The sequence below is a fragment of the Tsukamurella serpentis genome (assembly GCF_054780975.1).
The window spans coordinates 269,834-286,136 of sequence record NZ_BAAGVH010000001.1 but is presented as its reverse complement, the minus strand read 5'-3'; the positions used below and the strand labels follow the sequence as shown (position 1 = coordinate 286,136).

Annotated in this window: 15 protein-coding genes; 2 read left to right on the top strand and 13 right to left on the bottom strand. The window is 69.7% G+C overall.

The window, feature by feature from the left end; genetic code table 11:
• From ACYVHG_RS01380 to ACYVHG_RS01365, 4 genes are read right to left on the bottom strand one after another with little or no spacing between them, the layout of a single operon-like run.
• A complete protein-coding gene (locus ACYVHG_RS01380) occupies positions 1 to 1,032 on the bottom strand; it encodes an Rv2578c family radical SAM protein (RefSeq protein WP_461165627.1) in 1,032 nt (343 codons plus the stop codon).
• Positions 1,033 to 1,086: 54 nt separating this feature from the next.
• Positions 1,087 to 1,779 (bottom strand): hypothetical protein, encoded by a 693-nt coding sequence (locus tag ACYVHG_RS01375; RefSeq protein WP_461165626.1) that lies wholly within the window; start codon positions 1,777 to 1,779, stop codon positions 1,087 to 1,089.
• Between the two features lie 3 nt (positions 1,780 to 1,782).
• On the bottom strand, positions 1,783 to 3,075 hold the full coding sequence (gene hisS, locus ACYVHG_RS01370; RefSeq protein ID WP_461165625.1) for a histidine--tRNA ligase: 1,293 nt from the start codon (positions 3,073 to 3,075) through the stop codon (positions 1,783 to 1,785).
• Positions 3,072 to 3,788 carry an MBL fold metallo-hydrolase gene (locus tag ACYVHG_RS01365; protein ID WP_461165624.1) on the bottom strand — a complete coding sequence of 239 codons (717 nt, stop codon included), beginning with the start codon at positions 3,786 to 3,788 and terminating at the stop codon, positions 3,072 to 3,074. Before ACYVHG_RS01365 ends, hisS begins: the two co-directional genes overlap by 4 nt.
• Before the next feature lie 108 nt (positions 3,789 to 3,896).
• Here ACYVHG_RS01365 and ACYVHG_RS01360 point away from each other — a divergent pair, with 108 nt between their 5' ends.
• Positions 3,897 to 4,967: a peptidylprolyl isomerase gene (locus tag ACYVHG_RS01360; protein WP_461165623.1), complete on the top strand. Its 1,071-nt coding sequence runs from the start codon at positions 3,897 to 3,899 to the stop codon at positions 4,965 to 4,967.
• A 121-nt stretch (positions 4,968 to 5,088) separates the two neighbouring features.
• On the opposite strand, the gene ACYVHG_RS01355 is transcribed toward ACYVHG_RS01360, so the two are convergent.
• From ACYVHG_RS01355 to ACYVHG_RS01330, 6 genes are all read right to left on the bottom strand, one after another.
• On the bottom strand, positions 5,089 to 7,434 hold the full coding sequence (locus tag ACYVHG_RS01355) for a RelA/SpoT family protein (RefSeq protein ID WP_461165622.1): 2,346 nt from the start codon (positions 7,432 to 7,434) through the stop codon (positions 5,089 to 5,091).
• A 36-nt stretch (positions 7,435 to 7,470) separates the two neighbouring features.
• Positions 7,471 to 8,046, bottom strand: a complete 576-nt coding sequence (locus tag ACYVHG_RS01350) for an adenine phosphoribosyltransferase (protein ID WP_461165848.1) — start codon at positions 8,044 to 8,046, stop codon at positions 7,471 to 7,473.
• 1 nt (position 8,047) lies between these two features.
• On the bottom strand, positions 8,048 to 9,160 hold the full coding sequence (gene secF, locus ACYVHG_RS01345; RefSeq protein WP_461165621.1) for a protein translocase subunit SecF: 1,113 nt from the start codon (positions 9,158 to 9,160) through the stop codon (positions 8,048 to 8,050).
• Positions 9,161 to 9,162: 2 nt separating this feature from the next.
• Positions 9,163 to 10,719, bottom strand: a complete 1,557-nt coding sequence (gene secD, locus ACYVHG_RS01340) for a protein translocase subunit SecD (protein WP_461165620.1) — start codon at positions 10,717 to 10,719, stop codon at positions 9,163 to 9,165.
• Positions 10,720 to 10,795: 76 nt separating this feature from the next.
• Positions 10,796 to 11,119 carry a preprotein translocase subunit YajC gene (gene yajC / locus ACYVHG_RS01335; protein ID WP_461165619.1) on the bottom strand — a complete coding sequence of 108 codons (324 nt, stop codon included), beginning with the start codon at positions 11,117 to 11,119 and terminating at the stop codon, positions 10,796 to 10,798.
• A 101-nt stretch (positions 11,120 to 11,220) separates the two neighbouring features.
• A complete protein-coding gene (locus tag ACYVHG_RS01330; protein ID WP_461165618.1) occupies positions 11,221 to 13,329 on the bottom strand; it encodes a RecQ family ATP-dependent DNA helicase in 2,109 nt (702 codons plus the stop codon).
• A gap of 140 nt (positions 13,330 to 13,469) precedes the next feature.
• Between ACYVHG_RS01330 and ACYVHG_RS01325 the strand changes: the two genes are divergently transcribed.
• Positions 13,470 to 13,880: a hypothetical protein gene (locus ACYVHG_RS01325; RefSeq protein WP_461165617.1), complete on the top strand. Its 411-nt coding sequence runs from the start codon at positions 13,470 to 13,472 to the stop codon at positions 13,878 to 13,880.
• 77 nt (positions 13,881 to 13,957) lie between these two features.
• Here ACYVHG_RS01325 and ruvB read toward each other — a convergent pair whose 3' ends face one another.
• The 3 genes from ruvB to ACYVHG_RS01310 are packed head-to-tail and all read right to left on the bottom strand — an operon-like array spanning position 13,958 to position 16,257.
• Positions 13,958 to 15,052 (bottom strand): Holliday junction branch migration DNA helicase RuvB, encoded by a 1,095-nt coding sequence (ruvB, locus tag ACYVHG_RS01320; protein WP_461165616.1) that lies wholly within the window; start codon positions 15,050 to 15,052, stop codon positions 13,958 to 13,960.
• Positions 15,053 to 15,652, bottom strand: a complete 600-nt coding sequence (gene ruvA / locus ACYVHG_RS01315) for a Holliday junction branch migration protein RuvA (protein ID WP_461165615.1) — start codon at positions 15,650 to 15,652, stop codon at positions 15,053 to 15,055.
• Positions 15,649 to 16,257: a crossover junction endodeoxyribonuclease RuvC gene (locus ACYVHG_RS01310; protein ID WP_461165847.1), complete on the bottom strand. Its 609-nt coding sequence runs from the start codon at positions 16,255 to 16,257 to the stop codon at positions 15,649 to 15,651. The genes ruvA and ACYVHG_RS01310 overlap by 4 nt, the downstream gene beginning before the upstream one ends.
• Positions 16,258 to 16,303 lie beyond the last annotated feature (46 nt).

The window sequence follows — 16,303 nt, the reverse complement described above, 5'->3', positions numbered from 1 at the left end:
TCAGAACAGGGCCGACTGCAACTCGACGGCGGTGCCGGTGGCGGTCCGACGGGGCCGCGGCGCTGGCGCTGCGTACGGATCGTCCCGGCGGATCAGTCCGTACTCCTGCAGCAGCGGATCGACCCGGCCGCGCAGGTGCGCACGGTAGTCCGCGCCGACCCGCCCGGTGCTGCCGTAGAGCTGGCGGTAGCGCCGCACCAGCATCGGATGGTTCTCGGCGAGCCAGCTCAGGAACCAGTCGCGGTAGCGGCCGGTGAGGTTGAGTGCCATCACCGAGGCGGTGGCGGCGCCGGCCTGCGCCAGCGCCTCGAACAGTGCCCGCAGCGAGGCGGCGTCGTCGGTGAGGTAGGGCACCACCGGTGCGACCATCACGTGCGGGGCGAAGCCGGCATCCGCGATCGCCCGGATCAGCTCCAGCCGCGCTGCGGGTTTCGGCGCACCGGGTTCCAGGGATTGCTGCAATTGCGGATCGAGCAGGGCGAGTGAGACCGACAGGTGCACCGGAACCGTGGTCGCGGCGGTGGCCAGCAGCGGTAGGTCGCGCCGCAACAGAGTGCCCTTGGTGAGGATCGAGATCGGCGAACCGGCACCGGCCAGTGCGCCGATCACCCCCGGCATCAGCCGATACCGGCCCTCGGCGCGCTGGTACGGATCGGTATTCGTCCCGAGCGCCACCGGCTCGCCGCGCCAGGAGGCACGCCGCAGCTCCTTGCGGAGCACCGGGACCAGGTTGGTCTTGACCACGATCTGGGTGTCGAAGTCTCCCCCGGCGTCGAACTCCAGATATTCGTGACTGGACCGGGCGAAACAGTAGGTGCAGGCGTGCGTGCAGCCCCGGTACGGGTTCACCGTCCAGGTGAAGGGCATCGCCGAGGATTCCGGGAGTTTGTTCAGCGCACTCTTGCACAGCACCTCGTGGAAGGTGATGCCGTCGAACTCCGGTGCGGTGACCGTGCGCCCGGCACCCTCGAGCCCCGGTAGGCCACGCACGCCGGAGCGCGACTCACCCAGCAACTGCCCGTCCCATCTCACGGGTCAAGTCGAACACTTTGTTCGATTCCAGTCAAGTGTTCGAACGCAGCGTGTCTACCAGGGCGGCCGGGCGATCTCGTCCACCTCGTCGGCGGTGAACACCAGTTCGTCGGCGCCGCCGACCTCCCGCGCGATGCCGGCGGCACGGCACAGCGGGCGGTCCCGCATCGGAGTGGACGTCGCCTGGCTACGGGCCTGTTCGGTGAGCACCCGGGCGATGTCCTGTGCCTGCGGGAGTTGGTTGCGTTCGAGCGCCTCGGCCAGACGCCGCATCCCCAGCATCGGCAGTTCCCGGCCGCGGATCCGGCCCGGCCGCGGCGTGCCGTACAGGGCGACCGGCAGGCGCACCGTCGTCCGCCCCTGCCGGACCCGCAGCGATACCTGCGACAGTCTCGCCAGTGCGGCCACGAGATCGACCTCGTCGGCGTCCATCAGGTTCACCCGCTGAGTGCGCAGCGTGCGCCGGGTGAGCACCCGGTGATCGAGATACACCCGGCGCCGCGCCACTGCGAGGTAACCGATCAGTCCAGGGGCCGCGCCCGCCACCAGGACCCCGATCGCCCAGCCCGGTCCGGCGAGGATCGCCGTCATCACCGCGGCGAACAGGGAGACGACCAGGCCGACCGCGAGGGCACGGCGCACCGTCGGGAGCATCACCCGCGGCGGGATCAGGTCGACGTCGACGGCGTCCTCCGCGCTCAGCTCCCGCGGGTCGCGGGCGCCGGGCTCGGCAGGACTGGACGACACGGTCTACCCGGCCCGGTTCTCGGCGAGAATCATGTCCACGACCGTATCGAGCGATACCGCGCGCTGCTCGCCGTTCGCGAGATCCTTGACCATCACCACGCCCTCGTCGAGCTCGGAATCACCCAGGATCAGGGCGAACCGGGCACCGGAGCGGTCCGCGGCCTTCATCGCTCCCTTCATCGCCCGGTTCCCGTAGGCCATGTCGGAGGGGACGCCGGCGGCCCGGAAGCGGCCCAGGAGCGGCACCATCGCGTCACGGGCCCGGTCCCCCAGCGGCACGCCGAAGACGGTGACCCGCGGATCCGACGGTGCCCGCTTCCCCTCGGCGGTCAGCGCCAGCAGGGTGCGGTCCACGCCCAGTCCGAAGCCCACGCCGGTGACGCCCTCGCGCCCGCCGAGTTGTTCGACCAGCCCGTCGTAGCGGCCACCGCCGCCGATGCCGGACTGCGCTCCGAGACCGTCGTGGACGAACTCGAAACAGGTCTTCGTGTAGTAGTCCAGGCCGCGGACCAGACGCGGGTTCACCACGTACGGCACCCCGAGCGCGTCGAGGTAGCCCAGCACCTTCTCGAAGTGCTCCTTCGGCTCGGCGGTGAGGTTGTCGATCATCAGCGGTGCGTCCGCGGTCATCTCCCGCACCTCGGGCCGCTTGTCGTCGAGCACCCGCAGCGGGTTGATCTCGGCCCGCCGGCGGGTCTCCTCGTCGAGGTCGAGGCCGAACAGGAACTGCTGCAGCTTCTCCCGGTACTGCGGGCGGCAGGTGCCGTCGCCCAGCGAGGAGATCTCCAATCTGAACCCGTCCAGACCGACGCTGCGGTAGGCGCGATCGGCGACGGCGATCACCTCGGCGTCGAGCGCCGGATCGTCGACTCCGATGGCTTCGAGTCCCACCTGCTGGAGTTGCCGGTAGCGACCCTCCTGCGGGCGCTCGTACCGGAAGAACGGTCCCGCGTAGGCCGCCTTGACCGGCAGTTGGCCGCGGTCGAGACCGTGCTGCAGGACCGCGCGGACCACGCCGGCGGTCCCCTCGGGGCGCAGTGTCACCGAGCGGTCGCCGCGGTCGGCGAAGGTGTACATCTCCTTGGCCACCACGTCGGTGGATTCACCGACGCCGCGGGCGAACAGCGTCGTGTCCTCGAAGACCGGCAGTTCGATGTACCCGTAACCGGCCTCGGCGGTGGCGCGCAGCAGGGCCGTCCGCACCGCCAGGAAGTCCGCTGAGCTGTTCTTCTCCCCGGACGGGACCGGGATGTAGTCGGGAATACCCTTCGGTGCCTGGAAGCTACCGGCGCTCACAGTCCGTATCGCCCTTTCCGTTCTCCCGGAGTCTCGCTTCCGGTCAGTGTCTGCAGGAACGGGTTCGACGTCCGCTCCGCTCCGATGGTGGTCGCCGGGCCGTGCCCGGGCAGCACGAGGGTGTCGTCCGGCAGCGGCAGCAGTTTCTGCGCGATCGAGTCGAGCAGCTGCTGGTGGCTACCGCCCGGCAGGTCGGTCCGGCCGATCGAGCCCTGGAACAGCACGTCGCCGGCGAGGGCGACGGTGACCTCCTCGCCGCCGGGGCCGTCGGCGGTCGTGGTGAAGACGATCGAGCCCGCGGAATGTCCGGGGGCGTGATCGACGCCGAAGGTGATCCCGGCGAGGGTGACCGGTTCGCCGTCGACGAGTTCGATCACCTTCTGCGGTTCGGTGAAGACCTGATCGCCGATCATCGCTCCCAGGGCGGGACCGATCCCGATCGCCGGATCGGCGAGCATCGGCCGGTCCCCGGCGTGGATGTGCACCGGGATGGAGTGCTGGTCGGCGAACTGCTGCGCGGTCCAGGTGTGGTCGAGGTGACCGTGGGTGAGCAGTACCGCGACCGGGTTCAGACGGTGCTCGGTCAGGAGGGCGTCGAGCGGCCCCAGAGCATCCTGACCGGGGTCGATGACGACGGCGTCGGAGCCGGGACCGGCTGCGACGACGTAGCAGTTGGTCTGGAACACCCCCGCCGGGAATCCGGTGATCAGCATTCGACCATTGTGGCACCAGACCCCGTGGCGGCGTCTATCAGGTTTAACTGGCAGACTTGACGATCAGTTGAGCCCGCCGGATGTCGGTAACTAGGAGGTCGTCACACCGTGCCGAGCAATGAAGAGCGCCGCCAGGCAGCCCGCGACAAGCTCGCGAAGCAGAACGAGCGGCGTGAGGCCGACGCGCGCAAACGCAAGATCAGGGCGGGAGCCATCGCCGGCGTCGTCGTGGTCGCGCTGGTCGCCGCGGGTTGCTACATCTGGCTGCCGCAGGGGCCGCAGGGCCCGCTGCGGGTCGGCGCGGAGAACCGGTTCAAGTCTCAGCACACCACCTGCACCTTCCCCGACCGTCCGGATCAGGTGGCCGCGGCGCGCAAGAGCGTCGACGAGATGAAGAAGCAGATCGAACAGGCCAAGACGCAGCTCGGCACGCTGAACCCGGAGCAGAAGACCGCGCTGCAGGAGCAGATCACCTCGGCCGAGACGCGCAACGCCGAGACCGAGAAGCAGCTCCCCCAGCTGCAGAAGATCGCCGAGCGCAACAAGGGCGTGACCAAGCCCGAGGGCAAGGACATCCCCAACTCCGGCACCCTCAGCGGGAAGATCGACACCAATCAGGGCACGATCGGTTTCGAACTGGACCGGGCCAAGGCGGCGTGCAACGTCCAGACCTTCGTGACGCTGATGAAGGCGAACTACTTCGACAACACGATCTGCCACCGGGAGACCGCGAGCGAATCGGCCGATAAGAAGAATGGCCTGTACGTGCTGCAGTGCGGCGACCCGTCGGGTACCGGGCTGGGCGGCCCGAACTGGACCTCGCCGGACGAGACGCCGACCTTCCTCAAGGCGGCCGATACCGGTCCCACACAGCCCGGCTCGTCCCCGACGGTGATCTATCCGGCGGGCACGATCGCGGTCGCCAACGCGAACAGCCCCCAGTCGGGTCAGTCCAACACCGGGTCGAGCCAGTTCTTCCTGGTGTACAAGGACACCACCCTGCCCGCCGACTACTCGGTGATCGGCAAGGTCGACGACGCCGGCCTGAAGACGCTGCAGGACATCGCGAAGAAGGGCATCAAGACCAAGCCCGGCGGCCCGGCACCCAAGCCCGGCCAGCCGGTCACCGACGGTGAGCCGACGCAGCCGGTGAACATCACCTCGATGTCGCTGGCCTGACGTCACCGTCGAACGGAGGGGCCCCGCTACCGAGCGGGGCCCCTTCCGCGTTCGGTAGCTGGCACGCCGGCGCGATCCGGGTGTCCGGACCGGCGTGGTCGGGTCTGGAGTCCGGGGCGCGCTACTGCGCGGAGGTGACGCGGTAGACGTCGTACACGCCCTCCACGTTGCGGACCACGTTCAGCACGTGCCCGAGGTGCTTCGGGTCGCCCATCTCGAAGGTGAAGCGGGAGATCGCGACCCGGTCCCGTGAGGTGGTCACCGACGCCGAGAGGATGTTGACCTTCTCGTCGGCGAGCACCTTGGTGACGTCGGAGAGCAGACGGTGCCGGTCGAGCGCCTCCACCTGGATCGCGACCAGGAACACCGACGACGGCGACGGCGCCCACTTCACGTCCAGGAACCGCTCGGGTTCCTTGCGCAGCTCCACCACGTTGGTGCAGTCGGTGCGGTGCACGCTGACCCCGCCGCCGCGGGTGACGAATCCGACGATCTCGTCCCCCGGTACCGGGGTGCAGCACTTGGCGAGCTTGGCCAGCACCCCCGGCTGATCGGTGACCAGCACGCCGACGTCGGTGGAGGCGCTGCTCGGGGTGGAGATGGTCGACGGAGTACTGCGCTCGGCCAGCTCCTCGGTCGCCTCCTCGATGCCACCGAGCTGCTCGACCATCCGCTGCACCACCGTGTGCGCCGACACCTGGTGCTCGCCGACCGCGGTGTACAGCGCGCTGACGTCGGTGTACCGCAGCTCCTTGGCGATCCCGGCCATGGACTCGGCGTTGGTGAGCCGCTGCAGCGGCAGCCCGGACCGCCGGACCTCCTTGGCGATCGCGTCGCGGCCGTTCTCCAGCGCCTCCTCACGACGCTCCTTGGCGAACCACTGACGGATCTTGGCCTTGGCGCGCGGCGAGACCACGAACGACTGCCAATCCCGCGACGGGCCGGCGTTCTCGGCCTTGCTGGTGAAGACCTCCACCACCTCGCCGTTCTCCAGTTTGCGTTCGAGCGCCACCAGTCGTCCGTTGACCCGGGCGCCGATGCACCGGTGCCCGACCTCGGTGTGCACGGCGTACGCGAAATCGACCGGGGTCGATCCGGCGGGCAGTGTGATCACATCGCCCTTGGGGGTGAAGACGAAGATCTCCTTGACCGCGAGGTCGTAGCGCAGGGACTCCAGGAACTCCCCCGGGTCGGCGGCCTCCCGCTGCCAGTCCAGCAGTTGCCGCATCCACGCCATGTCGTCGACCTCGGCGAGGTCCGACCCCTTGGCGCCGCCACGGCCCTTGGTCTCCTTGTAGCGCCAGTGCGCGGCGATCCCGAACTCGGCGGTGCGGTGCATCTCGCGGGTGCGGATCTGCACCTCCAGCGGCTTGCCCTCCGGTCCGATCACGGTGGTGTGCAGCGACTGGTACACCCCGTACCTGGGTTGCGCGATGTAGTCCTTGAACCGGCCCGCCATCGGCTGCCACAGGGCGTGCACCACACCCACCGCCGCGTAGCAGTCGCGGATCTCGTCGCACAGGATCCGCACGCCCACGAGATCGTGGATGTCGTCGAAATCGCGGCCCTTGACGATCATCTTCTGGTAGATCGACCAGTAGTGTTTCGGGCGTCCCTGGACGTCGGCGACGATCCGCTGAGCGGACAGCGCGCCGTTGATCTCGGCCCGCACCGCGGCCAGGTAGGTGTCGCGCGAGGGTGCCCGGTCGGCCACCAGCCGCACGATCTCGTCGTACTTCTTCGGATGCAGGATCGCGAAGGCGAGGTCCTCGAGTTCCCACTTCACACTGGACATACCGAGGCGATGCGCCAGCGGGGCGATCACCTCCAGGGTCTCGCGGGCCTTACGGGCCTGCTTCTCCGGCGGCAGGAAACGCATGGTGCGCATGTTGTGCAGCCGGTCCGCGACCTTGATCACCAGCACGCGCGGGTCGCGCGCCATGGCGATGATCATCTTGCGGATCGTCTCCGCCTCGGCGGCATTGCCCAGGGCGACCTTGTCGAGCTTGGTGACGCCGTCCACCAGGTGCGCGACCTCGGTGCCGAAGTCGGCGGTGAGCTGCTCGATGCTGTAGCCGGTGTCCTCGACGGTGTCGTGCAGCAGCGCCGCCACCAGGGTGGTGGTGTCCATCCCGAGCTCCGCGAGGATCGTGGCGACCGCGAGCGGGTGGGTGATGTACGGGTCACCCGATTTGCGCATCTGGGTGGAGTGACGCTGCTCGGCGACGTCGTAGGCGCGTTCGATCAGCGCGACGTCGGCCTTCGGGTACACCTCCCGGTGGAGCGCGACGAGCGGTTCGAGCACCGGCCGGACGTGATTGCGGGTCCCGGTCATCCGGCGGGCCAGGCGGGCACGCACCCGCCGGGTGGTCGATCCGGTCTGTTCCGTGCCCGGGGCACCGTTCTCCGACGGTGCGGTGGGCCCGGCTGTGCGCGCGGCGTCGGGGCCCTGAGACTGCAGCGACATGATGCCTCCCCGAGCTGTCCGGCTGTACTAGGTGATCTACCCTACCGAGATCGCTTCGACGGCGACGGGTCCGCCCGGCAATTCCCCGAGCCTGGCCCGCCCACCGAGCGCACCGAGTTCCAGCACCACGGCGACCCGTTCCACGTGCGCCCCGGCACTGCGCAGCAACGCCCCGGCACCGGCGACGGTACCGCCGGTCGCGAGCACGTCGTCGACCACGAGCACCCGCTTACCACGGAGGTCGATGCCCTCGGCGGGGATCTCCAGCGCCGCACTGCCGTATTCGAGGGTGTACTCCTCGCGCAGCACCGGCGGCGGGAGTTTGCCCGCCTTGCGGACGGCGAGCATGCCCACCCCCAGTTGCAGCGCGACCCCTGATCCGAGCAGGAAGCCGCGGGCGTCCAGCCCGGCGACCAGATCGACGCAGGCACCGCCGTCGGCGCCGCGACCGGCACCGGCGAGGCAGTCGATCACGGTCGCCAGCGCCGCACCGTCCGCGAACACCGGTGTGAGATCGGCGAACAGGACCCCCGGCTCCGGAAAATCCGGGACGTGCCGGGTGTGTGCCGACAGCGCGGCGCGGGCCGCTGCCACGCGGCCCGCGGCGAACAGCTCACTCACTGTGGCGGGCCCGCTTCGTCCGGGGCCGCGCGGGCGCCCGGTCGAGTACGACGGCGGCCGCCGCGGTATCGCCCGTGGCGGCGTTCTCGCGCCGGGCCAGCACCTTGGCGGTGTGCTCACGGTACTGCGAGCGGCGCTCCTTGAGGGTCACCAGCAGCGGGGCGGCGAAGAACACCGACGAGTAGGTGCCGATCACCACGCCGACCAGCTGGATCAGACCGAGGTCCATCAGCGTGCCCACTCCGAGCAACCAGGCGGCGACGACCATCAGCGAGATGATCGGCAGCGCCGAGATCACGGTCGTGTTGATCGAGCGCATCAGGGTCTGGTTGATCGCCAGGTTCGCCTGCTCGGCGTACGTGCGGCGGGTGGTGTGCAGAACCCCCCGCACGTTCTCGTCGACCTTGTCGAAGACGACGACGGTGTCGTAGAGCGAGAAGCCGAGGATGGTCAACAGGCCGATGACGGTGGCGGGACTGACCTCGAACCCCGACCAGGCGTAGAAGCCGGCGGTGACGATCACGTCGAAGAACAGTGACGCGAGCGCCGCGAGCGCCATGTCCCACTCCCGGAACCGCGCGGCGATGTACGCGGTCACCAGCACCAGGAAGACCACCAGCGCCAGCAGCCCGCGCTGGGTGATCTGATCACCCCAGGTCGAACTGACGCCGGAGAAGCTGATGCTGTTCTTGGCCGGTTGGCCGTCCCGCCCGGGCGGCTGGAAGGTCTGGTACAGGGCGTCGCGCGCCTTGGTGATCTGGTCGTTGTCCAGTTCCGAGAGGGAGACCTGGTAGGTCTGCGCGGCGCCGGTACCCGCGGTCTGCACCGCTGCCGGTTCGATGCCGGTGGAGCTGCGCACCGTCTCACGGACCTTCGCGGTATCCACTGCGGAGGATCCCACCGGGAACGAGACCTGGGTGCCGCCCTTGAAGTCGATGCTGAACGTGAAGCCCGGGATGAGGATTCCCAGGATCGCGATCACCACGATGACGCCGGTGGCGAGGTAGTACATCCGCCGCTTGCCGACGATGTCGAAGGCACCGGTACCGGTGTAGAGCTTGGTGAAGAAGCTCGCCTTCTTCTCGGATTCGATTGCGGTACTCATGCTCACGCCTCCCCAGTGGTAGCGGCGGCCCGGCGGCGCTCGCGGCCGATCGCGGCCACGGCGCCGAGGCCGTTCATCGACGGCTTGGCGAAGAAGTCGGTCTTGGAGGCGAGGTACACCAGCGGGTGGGTGACCAGGAAGACGATCACCACGTCGAGGATCGTCGACAGACCGAGGGTGAAGGCGAATCCCTTCACGTCGCCGACGGCCAGGAAGTACAGGACTCCGGCGGAGAGCAGCGAGACGGCGTTACCGGTCCAGATGGTGCGACGCGCGCTGACCCAGCCACGAGGTACCGCGGATCGAAAACTGCGGCCCTCGCGGATCTCGTCCTTGATCCGCTCGAAGTACACCACGAACGAGTCGGCGGTCATCCCGATGCCGATGATGATGCCCGCGATGCCGGACAGGTCCAGCGAGTAGCCGACCCACCGACCGAGCAGCACCAGCAGCCCGTACAGCAGCGCCACGGACAGGGCCAGCGACAACGCCACCAGCACGCCCAGTGCGCGGTAGTACACCAGCGCGTAGATCAGCACCAGGATCAGGCCGATCAGACCCGCGTAGAGGCCGGCCCGCAGCGACTCGAATCCGAGGGTGGCGCTCACGGTCTGGGCGGTGCCGGACTTGAACGACAGTGGCAGCGAACCGTACTTGAGCACACCGGCGAGGTCGGCCGCGCTGGCCTGGGTGAAGTTGCCGGTGATCTGGGTCTGACCGCCCTGGATCGCCTGGTTGATGTTCGGCGCGGTGATCACCTGCGAGTCGAGCACGAACGCGGCCTGCTTGCCCACGTTCTTGGCGGTGAAGTCGGCCCACACGCCGGAGGCGTCGCCCGTGAACTCCAGGGTGACCACGTACTGGGCCTGGTTCTGCGGGATGCCGGACGAGGCGTTCTTGATCGATTGACCGTCGATGATCGCCGGTCCCAGGGTGTAGACGGTGCGTCCCTGACCGGGCTGCCCGGCCTCCGGGCGATCACAGGTGACCAGCGGCTTGTCCGGCTGGTCGTTGCCGGCGAGGGGGTCTGCGGGCAGCGCGCAGTTGAGCGCGTCGGCCGCCTTCTTCTGCACCGCGGGATCGGTGGACTGCCGAGTCGCGCGGGCGTCGGCGATCGCCTTCTTGGAGGCCTCCGGATCTGTGAGGTCCGGCGCGGGGGTGTTCACCGCATTGGCCGGTTGCGAGCCGAGCACCGGCCGCACCTTCAACTGCGCGGTCTGGCCGAGGGTGCGGGCCTGGTCACCGTTGGTGCCGGGGACGGTGATGATCAGGTTGGAGCCGTTGATCTTCACCTCGGATCCGGTCACGCCGAGTCCGTTGACGCGCTTGTTGAGGATGTCGCGGGCCTGCTCCATCTGGTCCGCCTGGGGCGGTGAACCGTCGGGCGTGACGGCCTGCAGGGTCACGGAGGTGCCGCCCTGCAGGTCGATGCCCAGGTTGGGCTCGGGCTTGCGGTCACCGGTGAAGAACACCAGACCGAACACCACCAGCAAGATCAATCCGAAGGCGATGAGCAGCCGCGACTCGTTGCTGTCGCTGCTCGTTGTTTTCCTGGCCACGGGTGGTTACGACTCCTCGGCGTTCGAACACCGTCCGGCGGCGGGCCGGACGGTGCTGTGGTGGATGCGGCGCGGGTCAGCGGTCCTCGGGACGCTTGTCGCCGTCGATCGCGGTCTCGTCCTCGATGGACGGGGCGCCGAGCTCCTCCGGGGTGAGCACCTTGGCGATGGCGCGGCGGACCCAGGTGGTGGCGACGCCCGGCGCGATCTCCAGATCGACGGTGTCCTCACCGAGTCCGACGACGGTGCCGTACAGACCGGTGCTGGTCATCACCTTGGTGCCGACGGTCAGGCTCTCCTGCATCGCCATGGTCTCGTTCATCTGCTTCTTCTGCTTCCGGAACTGGAAGAACATGAAGACGAGCATCAGGACGAGCAGGAGGGGCAGCAGAAGTTCCATGGACGGGTCTCCTCGTATCGGGGGGCCGCGGACGCTCCGCGGCGTGGTCGCCCGGGTCGCGGGCAGCACTCAGTCCTCCAGTGTTCCACATGTCGTCCCGGTCAGGCCGGACGGTGCACCACCAAGGGTAGGACCACCTCAGCTCCGGCCTCACGCAGCGCGGCCGCGGCGACGGTGACGGCCCAACCGGTCGCGGATTCGTCCACCACGAGCAGCACGGACCGTCCCGGGACCGCTGCGGCCGCGTCACCGAGCCGGATCCGCTCGATCCAGTGCGCCGCCTCCTGGGCGCCGGAGGCGTCCCGGCCGGGCGGCGGCCCGGCCGGCGCCGGAAGACCGACCCGCCCGAGGCGGCCGACCTCGGCGATCCGGTCCGAGACCGGCTCCACCGGCATCGGGGAGTCGGTCAGCTGCAGGGACGCCACGATCTCCGGGCGCGCCCGCCATTGGTGGCGCCAGCGGCTCAGTGCCGCGACGGCGGCATCGGCGAGATCGTCGATGGCCCGGCGGTCACCGGTGCGGGCCGCGGCAACGGTCCCGGTCCACTCGGGGGCGTCCGCGAAGACCAGCACGCGCCCGAATTCGGCGGCCGAGCCCGGGGCGATCCGGCCCTTTCGGCCGCTGTCGCCCCCGGGCCACATCTTGCGCGGTTCCAGGACCTGACTCTGGGCGCGGAGCGATCCCGCGACAGCACGGGTGGTATCCGGGCCGACCTCGTCGCCGAGACCGTCCGGAACGTGACCGAGGCATACCGAACAGCGCCCGCACGGGGCGGCCTCGGGATCGTCGAGCGATTCGGTGAGCAACTGCATCAGGCAGCGTTCACCGCGGGTGTAGGCGCGCATGATGTCCGCCTCCCGGCGGCGGGTGGCCACGATCCCCTCGTAGCGGGCGGCGTCGAAGTGCCATGCGGTCCCGGTGGCGCGGTAGCCACCGTCGACCCGCTCCACCGCGCCGTCGACGGCGAGTTGCTTGAGCATGAGATCGATTCGAGTGCGGCGGATCCCGGTGCTCGCCTCCAGCGCGATCGCCGAGATCCCCTCCCCCGATTCGGCGTCGGCGAGGGCACCGAGAACCCGGTCCATCTGCTGCGGGTCCGGGATCGTGGCGGTGGCGAAGTAGTCCCACACTCCCGCATCGGAGTCCGACGGCAGCAGTGCGACCACCGCGTGGTCGATGGCGCGGCCGGCACGGCCGACCTGCTGGTAGTACGAGACGGGAGACGGTGGTGAACCCACGTGCACCACGAATCCCAGATCGGGCTTGTCGAATCCCATCCCCAGCGCCGAGGTCGCGATGAGCGCCTTGACCCGGTTGGCGCGCAGGTCGTCCTCCAGCCGGGCGCGGGTGTCCGGGTCGAGTTTGCCGGTGTAGGCGGCCACCGGGTGGTCGGAGCCGTGCACTGCGCGGACCCCGTCCACCAGGCGTTCGGCGTCGGCCACCGTCAGCGCGTAGACGATGCCGGATCCGGGGAGCTCCGGCAGGTTCTTCGCCACCCAGGCGTACCGGGTGATCGGAGCCAGCGGGGGCAGCACGTTCAGCTGCAGGGATCGGCGGGCGAGCGGCCCGCGGAGCACCAGGGTGGCACTACCGAGCTGAGCCGCGACGTCCTCGGTGACACGTGCGTTCGCGGTGGCGGTGGTGGCGAGCACCGGGGCAGACGGGTGCATCCGGGTGAGCACGTCGGAGACCCGGCGGTAGTCCGGGCGGAAGTCGTGACCCCAGTCGGAGACGGCATGCGCCTCGTCGATCACCAGTAGCCCGAGGGAGCCCTCCATCGCGGAGAGCACCCGGCGCCCGAACGACGGATTGGCCAGGCGTTCCGGGGAGACCAGCAGGACATCGACCTCGCCCGCCGCCAGCGCGCCCTCGATGGTGTTCCACTCGTCGAAGTTCGACGAGTTCAAGGTGGCCGCACGCAGTCCGGCGCGCTGGGCCGCACCCACCTGATCGCGCATCAGCGACAGCAACGGAGAGACGATCAGCGCAGGTCCCGCGCCCTCGGCCCGGCGCAGTGCGGTGGCGACCCAGTAGACCGCGGACTTGCCCCAGCCGGTGGCTTGGACCACCAGCACCCGCGCCGACGGCTCCAGCAGCGCCGCCACTGCCCGTTCCTGATCCGGTCGCAGTTGCGCTCCGGGACCGGCGAGAGCCTCGATCACCTCGCGGGCGCGGACCGCGCGGGCCCCGGTGAGCATCGTCTCCGTCATCGCACTTCCTCTGGTCCGGTACCTGCGACGAGGGTAGACGCCGGCACCGACAGGTTCGTCCGGACGATCCGGGCGGGACAGATGTCCCGGCGAAACGTCCTGGTCATCGTGGTGTGATTCCACGTTCCTACGATCGACGCGTGAACGCCGTCGTCTCCGCAGTGGCCTTCGTCTGGCTCGGAATGATCCTGGCCATCTCCTTCGTGGAGGCGCCGCTGAAGTTCCGTGCGCCCGGCATCACGGTCCCATTGGGTGTCGGCATCGGGCGGCTGGTCTTCCGCGCGCTCAACGAGTGCGAGGAGGTGCTGGCGGTGGTCATCGCCATCGCGCTGGTCGTGGGTCCGCGCAATCCGCTCACCATGACGCTGTTCGGGTTCGCAGTCGCCGACCTGCTCGCCTGCGTGGTGCTGCGCCGGCTGATGGACCGGCGGGTGTCGTCCGGTCAGGTGTCCGAACGGATGCCGCGCAGTCGCCTCCACTTCGGGTACATCGCCCTGGAGGTGGTCAAGGCCGGGCTGCTGGTGGCACTGGGCGCTGCCGCGCTCGCCTGAGCGCCATCCCCGTCCGTCGGGACCGACGACGCACCCGGTCGGTTGCACTCGGTCCCACTCGCCGGGGCGCTATCGCTTCAGAACAGCCGCTCGTCGCCGGCGTCGAAGTCCCCGCGGACCTCGATCCCGGAGGCGAGCGCACCCGCGGGAGGCTCGAGCCCGAGGTGGCGCCAGGCCGCCATGGTCGCCACCCGGCCGCGGGGGGTCCGCGCCAGCATCCCGGCCCGCACCAGGAACGGTTCGCACACCTCCTCGACGGTGCCCGGTTCCTCACCGACCGCCACGGCCAGTGTGGACACGCCCACCGGTCCCCCGCCGAAACTGCGGATCAGTGCACCGAGAACGGCGCGGTCGAGCCGGTCGAGACCGAGTTCGTCGACGTCGTACACCTTGAGCGCGCCGCGCGCCACCTCCACGGTGACCAGACCGTCGGCGCGGACGTCGGCGAAATCCCGGACCCGTCGCAACAGGCGGTTGGCGATCCGTGGCGTGCCGCGGCTACGACTGCCGATCTCGGCCGCGGCCTCCCGTTCGATGGTGATGCCGAGGATCCTCGCGCTGCGCTCGATCACCCGCACCAGATCGGCGGTCTCGTAGAAGTCCATGTGCGCGGTGAACCCGAAACGGTCCCGCAGCGGCCCGGTGAGCGCACCGGAGCGAGTAGTGGCGCCCACCAGAGTGAACGGCGCCACGTCCAGCGGGATCGAGGTCGCACCGGGTCCCTTGCCGACCACCACGTCCACCCGGAAGTCCTCCATGGCCAGGTAGAGCATCTCCTCGGCGGGGCGCGCCATCCGGTGGATCTCGTCGATGAACAGCACGTCGCCCTCGACCAGGTTCGAGAGCATCGCCACGAGGTCACCGGCGCGTTCGAGAGCGGGGCCCGAAGTCACCCGCAGGGCCGTGCCGAGTTCGGCGGCGATGATCATCGCCAGGCTGGTCTTGCCGAGTCCGGGTGGACCGGAGAGCAGGATGTGATCGGGGGTGCCGCCGCGTTGCCGCGCTCCGCGCAACACCAGTTGCAGTTGCTCACGGACCTTCGGCTGGCCGATGAACTCGTCCAGCGACGTCGGCCGCAGCGATTCGGTGTCGTCACCGGTGAGCGGCGACGGCCCCATGATGCCGGAGACGTCCTGCCCGAACTCGCCTCCCGGTTCCTCGTCGCCGTGCATCTAGCCGCGCCCCAACGATTTCAGGGCGTCGCGCAGCAGTTCCGAAACGGACCGCTCCGGCCCGGCCTCGATGGCGGCGGTGACCGCGGGCTCGGCCTGCTTGGGCGTGAAACCCAGTCCCTCCAGGGCGTCGAGCAGTTGCTGTGCCACCCCACCGGCGGGCAGCGCGCCGCCCGCAGCGGCAGCACCGTCGGAGGCGGTGGCGGAGACCTTGTCCTTGAGCTCGACGTGGATCCGCTCGGCGACCCGCTTGCCGATTCCAGGGATCAGGCACAGCGTCTTGACGTCGCCGGAGGCGATCGCGGTCTGCATCTGCGCGGGCGCCAGGACGGCGATCGCCGCCATCGCCAGCCGTGGCCCCACCCCCTGCACGGTCTGCAGCAGGTGGAACAACTCCTGCTGCGGGGCGTCGGTGAAGCCGTAGAGGGTGTGCGAATCCTCCCGGATCACCATCGAGGTGAGCAGGTACCCCTCGGCGCCGCGGGTCAGGGAACCGGCCGTCGCGGGCGCCACCAGCACCTTGTAACCGACCCCGGCGCATTCGACCACCACGTGGTCGAGCCCGATGTGCCGAACCTCGCCGCGCAGCGACGCGATCATCGCACTCCTCCTGTCGCGCGGACGGTGCCCGCATCGGTGGTCCGGCCGGCCCGGCGCTGGGCCGCGAGCCGCTGCTCGAAGACCTTCTTCTGTTCCGCGGCGCGGCGCTCGGCCTCCGCCATCCGCGCGATCATCGGAGCGCGCCAGCTGTGGCACACCGCGAGCGCCAGGGCGTCGGCGGCATCCGCGGGTTCCGGAGCCTTCTGCAGCCCGAGGATCCGGGTGATCATCGCCGTCACCTGCGCCTTACCGGCGTTGCCGTTGCCGGTCACGGCGGCCTTCACCTCCGACGGGGTGTGGAAGTGCACGTCGATCCCGCGGCGGGCCGCGGCCAGCGCCACCACACCGCCGGCCTGGGCGGTCCCCATCGCGGTGGAGACGTTGTGCTGGGCGAAGACCCGCTCGACGGCGATCACGTCCGGCCGGTGGGTGTCCATCCAGAACTCGGCGGCCGTCCACACCGCGAGAAGGCGTTCGGCGAGCGGCATCGCGGCGGGGGTGCGCACCACATCGACGTCGAGAGCGGTTACCTTCCGGCCCTGACCGGTCTCGACCACGGAGAGGCCGCACCGGGTCAGGCCCGGGTCCACGCCCATCACCCGCATCGCCACCTCCCGGCACCTCGAACAGTCAAACCTTTGTTCGAGAGCA

Coding starts and splice junctions, on each gene's coding strand:
- ACYVHG_RS01365 (WP_461165624.1), bottom strand. CDS start 3,788: ATGCTGATCACCGGATTCCCGGCGGGGGTGTTCCAGACCAACTGCTAC.
- ACYVHG_RS01355 (WP_461165622.1), bottom strand. CDS start 7,434: ATGTCGCTGCAGTCTCAGGGCCCCGACGCCGCGCGCACAGCCGGGCCC.
- secF (WP_461165621.1), bottom strand. CDS start 9,160: ATGAGTACCGCAATCGAATCCGAGAAGAAGGCGAGCTTCTTCACCAAG.
- yajC (WP_461165619.1), bottom strand. CDS start 11,119: ATGGAACTTCTGCTGCCCCTCCTGCTCGTCCTGATGCTCGTCTTCATG.
- ACYVHG_RS01330 (WP_461165618.1), bottom strand. CDS start 13,329: ATGACGGAGACGATGCTCACCGGGGCCCGCGCGGTCCGCGCCCGCGAG.
- ruvB (WP_461165616.1), bottom strand. CDS start 15,052: ATGCACGGCGACGAGGAACCGGGAGGCGAGTTCGGGCAGGACGTCTCC.
- ruvA (WP_461165615.1), bottom strand. CDS start 15,652: ATGATCGCGTCGCTGCGCGGCGAGGTTCGGCACATCGGGCTCGACCAC.
- ACYVHG_RS01310 (WP_461165847.1), bottom strand. CDS start 16,257: ATGCGGGTGATGGGCGTGGACCCGGGCCTGACCCGGTGCGGCCTCTCC.